4 protein-coding genes and 3 pseudogenes are annotated in these 5,327 nt (G+C 61.8%); 1 reads left to right on the top strand and 6 read right to left on the bottom strand.

Translation table 11 applies throughout. The features are described 5' to 3' along the window. The 3 genes and pseudogenes from ACR0P8_RS08515 to gatC all read right to left on the bottom strand — a co-directional run. Nucleotides 1-236, bottom strand: a pseudogene (locus ACR0P8_RS08515) (Asp-tRNA(Asn)/Glu-tRNA(Gln) amidotransferase subunit GatB); the annotation flags it as partial. Between the two features lie 22 nt (nt 237-258). Next, nucleotides 259-1,803, bottom strand: coding sequence for an Asp-tRNA(Asn)/Glu-tRNA(Gln) amidotransferase subunit GatA (gene gatA / locus ACR0P8_RS08510; RefSeq protein ID WP_432624660.1), 1,545 nt, complete (start codon nt 1,801-1,803; stop codon nt 259-261). Nucleotide 1,804: 1 nt separating this feature from the next. Beyond that, nucleotides 1,805-2,101: an Asp-tRNA(Asn)/Glu-tRNA(Gln) amidotransferase subunit GatC gene (gene gatC, locus ACR0P8_RS08505; protein WP_026646917.1), complete on the bottom strand. Its 297-nt coding sequence runs from the start codon at nt 2,099-2,101 to the stop codon at nt 1,805-1,807. 699 nt (nt 2,102-2,800) lie between these two features. Between gatC and ACR0P8_RS08500 the strand changes: the two genes are divergently transcribed. After that, entirely contained in the window at nt 2,801-3,856 is a 1,056-nt protein-coding gene (locus tag ACR0P8_RS08500; protein ID WP_432624659.1) for a hypothetical protein, read from the top strand. A 124-nt stretch (nt 3,857-3,980) separates the two neighbouring features. Here the strand turns inward: ACR0P8_RS08500 and ACR0P8_RS08495 are convergent. The 3 genes and pseudogenes from ACR0P8_RS08495 to ACR0P8_RS08485 form a co-directional block, all read right to left on the bottom strand. Next, nucleotides 3,981-4,277: pseudogene (locus ACR0P8_RS08495) on the bottom strand (TrmH family RNA methyltransferase); the annotation flags it as partial. Between the two features lie 71 nt (nt 4,278-4,348). Further along, nucleotides 4,349-4,829, bottom strand: a pseudogene (locus ACR0P8_RS08490) (TrmH family RNA methyltransferase); the annotation flags it as partial. Then, a partial coding sequence (locus ACR0P8_RS08485; protein WP_432624658.1) for an orotate phosphoribosyltransferase occupies nt 4,829-5,327 on the bottom strand: 499 nt, incomplete at its 5' end. The gene ACR0P8_RS08485 and the pseudogene ACR0P8_RS08490, both read right to left, overlap by 1 nt.

Below are 5,327 nucleotides of genomic sequence, written 5' to 3'. Positions count from 1 at the left end.
TGCAGGGCGAGGCCCAGCTTGATCGCGTAGTCGACGGCGGTCTTGTTGACCACCGGCAGGGAGCCCGGCAGACCGAGGCTCACCGGAGTGAGCTGGGTGTTCGGTTCGCCGCCGAAGTGGACTTCGGCCGGGCAGAACAGTTTCGTCTTGGTGGACAGCTCCACGTGGGTTTCCAGACCGATGACCGGGTCGAACTTCTTGACGGCATCGGCGTACTTCATCAACTTTTCAGCCATTTTGTCTTCTTTCCTCCGATGCTTACTTGTCCAGACCGTCGAGCCACGGGGTCTTCAGGGACTGCCAGATCGGACCGTTCCAGCTTTCCTCGAGCGCGGCTTCGAGGGCCGCGGCCGGCTTGTACATGACCTCGTCACGCTGCTGCGGGGCGAGGAACTGGAAGCCGACCGGCAGGCCATCATCGCTCAGGCCGGCCGGAATGCTCATGGCCGGAACGCCGGCGAGGTTGGCCGGAATGGTGGTGATGTCGATGGCGTACATGGCCATCGGGTCCTCGGTCTTCTCGCCGAACTTGAAGGCGGTGACCGGGCTGGTCGGGCCGACGAGCACGTCGACCTTCTCGAACGCCTTCTTGAAGTCGTCGATGATGAGGGTGCGGACCTTCTGCGCGGAGCCGTACCAGGCGTCGTAGTAGCCTGCGGACAGCGCGTAGGTGCCGAGGATGATACGACGCTTGACCTCGTCGCCGAAGCCGGCCTCACGGGTGTAGGCCATCATGTTGGCGGCGGTCTGCGGAACGCCTGCCGGCGGCATGACGCGCAGGCCGTAACGCATGCCATCGTAGCGGGCCAGGTTGGAGCTGACCTCGGACGGCATGATGATGTAGTAGGCGCCGAGGGAGTACGGCAGGTGCGGCAGGGACACCTCAGTGACCTCCGCGCCCATCTCCTCGAGCTTCTTGACGCCCTCGTTGAAGCGGGCCATGACGCCCGGCTGGAAGCCATCGCCGCCGAGTTCCTTGATCAGGCCGACCTTGAGGCCCTTCAGATCACGCTTCATGCCTTCGCGGGCGGCGGCGACCATCGGACGCGGACCTTCCGGAATGGAGGTGGAGTCGCGCTTGTCGTGTCCGCCGATGACCTCCTGCAGCAGGGCGGCGTCGAGCACGGTACGCGAGCACGGGCCGATCTGGTCGAGGGAGGATGCCATGGCGATGGCGCCGAAGCGGGAGACGCCGCCGTAAGTCGGCTTGACGCCGACGGTACCGGTCAGCGAGCCCGGCTGACGGATGGAGCCGCCGGTATCGGTGCCGAGAGCCAGCGGGGCTTCGAACGCGGCCACGGCCGCGGCAGAACCACCGCCGGAGCCGCCGGGAACGCGGTCGGTGTCCCACGGATTGTGGGTGGTCTGGTAGGCGGAGTGCTCGGTGGAGGAGCCCTGCGCGAACTCATCGAGGTTGGTCTTGCCCAGCAGCGGCATGCCCGCGGCCTTGAGCTTCTCGATGACGGTGGCGTCGTACGGCGGCACCCAGCCTTCGAGGATCTTGGAGGCGGCGGTGGTCTCGATGCCCTTGGTGACGATCATGTCCTTGATGGCGATCGGCACGCCGGCAAGCTCCGGCAGCTGCGCCTTGTCCTCGTCGGACTTGGCGTCGAAGGCGTCGGCCTGCTCGAGGGCCTGGTCGGCGGAGACCTTCAGGAAGGCCTTGACGCTCGGCTCGGCCGCTTCGATGACCGAGAGATGGGCCTCGACCAGCTCACGGCTGGAGACTTCCTTGGCCTTGATCTTGGCCGCCATCTCGGCGGCGGAAAGCTTGACGAGTTCGGTGGTGCTTTCGGTGCTCATATCACTCCTGTCCCAGAATTCGCGGTGCGACGAACATGCCGGCCTCGGAGACCGGGGCTCCCGCGGTGGCCTCGGCCTGGGTCAGCGGGGTCTCGGGGACGTCCGGACGCAGGTATGCTTCCAGCGGAATCGGGTTCGCGGTCGGTTCCACGTCATCGGTGGCGACTTCCTGGACCTTGTTGATGGATTCGGCGATGACGTTCAGATCGCCCTGCAGACGGGTGATTTCCTCGTCCGTGAGTGCGATTCGGGCAAGATCGCCCAAATGCACGATTTCTTCTTTGGTGAAAGTAGGCATGACCCTAACAGTAACGCGTCTATGTGACGAGCGCGTGCCCCATTTCACACCATCCAAGCCGTCGCCCGCCCACACCTCGATCGCCATTCCTCGCCCCTCGCCCGCCATCCAATCCGCAGCTCCGCATCGCAATCCAACCCAATCCGCAACCCCGCTCCCCAGCCGTCGATTCAATCGCCTCCATTCCGCCAAACCGACTCTCACACACCGCCCACCGTCGGTTCAATCGCCCTCATTCTGCCAAACCGACGGTGAGAAGGCTCTAAGCGTCGGTTTCACAGAAGCTAATCGACCAAACCGATGCTCACACACCACCCAGTCCACAGCCCGCACCCAGCCGTCGGTTCAATCGCCCTCATTCTGCCAAACCGACGGTGAGAGAGCCCTAAGCGTCGGTTTCACAGAAGCTAATCGACCAAACCGATGCTTAGAGCCATCACCGTCGGTTTGGACGTCCAGATTCTGCGAAACCGACGCTCACGCACCGCTCAGCGTCGGTTTGGCAGCATGGGAGCGAGCAAACCGATGGAGGCTCGGCATGGGCGAGCAGCATGGGCCATGACATGCGATTGCGACATGGGGCGCGGCACGTGCTTACAAACCCCACACACTTGTTTTCATTTTTGGGAACCGCGATTTTACGGGCTTCCGGCAAGTTATCCACAAGCCCATCCAAGACCGGACATGTTGGAACACGCGATGTCGGAGAATCTCCGACCACAGCCCTCATTCGCGCTTGCTCCGAACTCCTCCGTTTTTTACCGTCAAAGCATGAAGAATCATGCCCGAGCGAACAGAATCATCGAGGAAGCCATCATGGAACGCAGATGCGCGTATTCCCACAACGAGGCCGAGAACGCCGCATTGCGACGACGGATGAAATGCGGTGAACTCGTTCGCACCGCCCACGGGTTATATCTTCCACAGGATTATTGGAACAGCCTGTCGCCCCCGGAGAGGACTCTCCACATAGCACGTTCGATGTCCCTGCTCTATCCCCATTGGATCTTCGCGGGGCTCACATCGGCGACGATCCATGGCTTCGACCACCCGTGGAGTCTTCATAGCACCCATCAATTGACCATTGTCGGACGGGAATGCGGCAAAATTCGCGCAAGGCCTCCCACCAAACGTATTTACGTTCCGAATTGCGTTCCGGTTCGGATAGGTGGTTTTCTGGCGACGAATCCCGCGCGCACATTGATCGACTGCTCATCCACACTGTATTTTCGATGCGCTCTCAGCATCTTCGATTCCGCGTTCGCGCATGGAGTCACGGCCAACGACGTGCTTGCGGAATGCGAGAAGGATCCCTGCGCCCATCCGGCAGTCCCGAAACTGCTTCTCCATGCGAATCCGAACAGCGATAACGGAGGGGAATCCTTTGCCAGGGGAACCATGATCGAGGAAGGGTTCATGCCACCCATGGTCCAAGTCCCGTTTGTCGTCAACGGTAAAAACTACAGGGTCGATTTTCTTTGGAGACTGGCCGACGGGCGAATCATCGTCGGCGAATTCGACGGCACGGCGAAGTACATCGACCCGGATATGACCGACCGCCGAAGTGTACAGGGAACCGTGTTTCTCGAACGCGAGCGAGAAGAAGCGCTTCGGCAAGCCGGAGTCACCACCATCGTCCGTTTCACATTCGACGATGTTCTGCAAAGAGCGCCGCTAATCCGCAAACTCAAGCAGGCCGGCGTGCCGATGGCGTCCCATGATTTCCATAATGCCCACACACGATTCGCCGGTTGAGCTTTTCATGTCGATATGGCCGGACAAGGGCCGCGGCCATGTTCATTGCGATTCGGCAGTAGGACGATTCATTGGCACGATGGCACGGCGATTTATTGAAGCCGTCGCTGTGACGCGGATTGCCTCAGGCTTGGGGCACGGCGTGCTGGGCGATCCAGGCGTGCATGGAGACGGCGGCCGCGGCTCCTGCGTTGATGGAGCGGACCGAGCCGAATTGGGAGATGTAGACCACGTCGTCGGCCAGTTCGAGCGCTTTTTCGGACAGTCCGGGGCCTTCCGCGCCGAAAAGCATGAGGCAACGCTTGGGGAAATGGTAGGTTTCCATGGGCACGGCGCCGGGGACGATGTCGAGCGCGATGATGCGCGCGGCCTCCAGCTCGGCGATTTTCGTTTCCAGTTTCTGCAGTTGCCTCAATGTTTCAGTGACCGTTTTGACGTCGTCTTCGTTACGGGCCTTGTAGAAACGGAGGGACAGGGCTTCATCCTGAGCTTGGGCGGCGGCGATTTCGCCTGCGATGCGAAGTTTCCAGCATTCGACGAGCTCCGTGATGGACGGATGGTTCTCGACGTGCTGGTACAGCTCCGTCATGAGCGCGCCCTTGCGGTTCCACTTATGCGGACCGACGATGTGCACACGTCGCGCTTGGAACGCGTTGGCGGTGCGCACCATGGAGCCGATGTTGAAATCGTGCGTCCAGTTCTCCACGGCGATTTCGAAGTCGTGACGGCCGCGGGAATCCAGATCGGCCTTGATGGCCGCGACCGTCCAGTAGCGGTATCGGTCGAGCACGTTGCGACGGTCGCCTTCGTCAAGTAGCGCGGAATCGAAGCGGGCATCGTAATTCGGGGACGACACGTCGTCCGGACGCGGCTCCCCCGGATGGGTCTGTGCCCACGGGCCTACGCCGACCTCACGGAATGTCGGTTCACCGGACGCCTGGGCGGCCACATCAATGGGATTCGGATCGTGCATCAGTGGAGCTCGGATTCCTTGAAGACTTCGACGAACGGCAGCTGGGATTCCTCGCCGTTCACCGGGTTGATGACCTTGATGGTCGGATCGACCATGTCGACGCCGCCGATCAGCGAGGCGACGGCCAGCACTTCAGCGCCTTCGTTCTCCACCACGGAGAAGTCGAGGCTCAGTTCGTTGCCGTTGCGCAGGGTGACCAGCGAGGAGGTCTGCACATACGATTTCTCGGACAGCCAGGAATCGATCAGCACCACGCGCTTGCCCGCGATCGACGGACCTTTGATGGACGGGTAGACGAAGTCCATGACGAAGCCGTTCAGGTCCTCGCCGCGGGAGGCGGCGGCCTGGATCATGGCGGAGACCAGCGGCACGGCAGCCGCGGTCAGCGCGCCGACGGCGTCGAAGTCGTCGACGGAATAGCCGGCCTCCTCCAATGTGTCAAGCAGGATATGGCCGACGATTGAGGCTCCGCGGTGGTCGAACAGCACGGAGGAGAGC

Source organism: Bifidobacterium sp., from assembly GCF_050874245.1.
GTDB lineage: Bacteria > Actinomycetota > Actinomycetes > Actinomycetales > Bifidobacteriaceae > Bifidobacterium.
The sequence above is the reverse complement of the archived record's forward strand: the minus strand, read 5'-3'. Positions and strand labels throughout refer to the sequence as shown.

Coding starts and splice junctions, on each gene's coding strand:
- ACR0P8_RS08500 (WP_432624659.1), top strand. CDS start 2,801: ATGTCGGAGAATCTCCGACCACAGCCCTCATTCGCGCTTGCTCCGAAC.
- gatC (WP_026646917.1), bottom strand. CDS start 2,101: ATGCCTACTTTCACCAAAGAAGAAATCGTGCATTTGGGCGATCTTGCC.
- gatA (WP_432624660.1), bottom strand. CDS start 1,803: ATGAGCACCGAAAGCACCACCGAACTCGTCAAGCTTTCCGCCGCCGAG.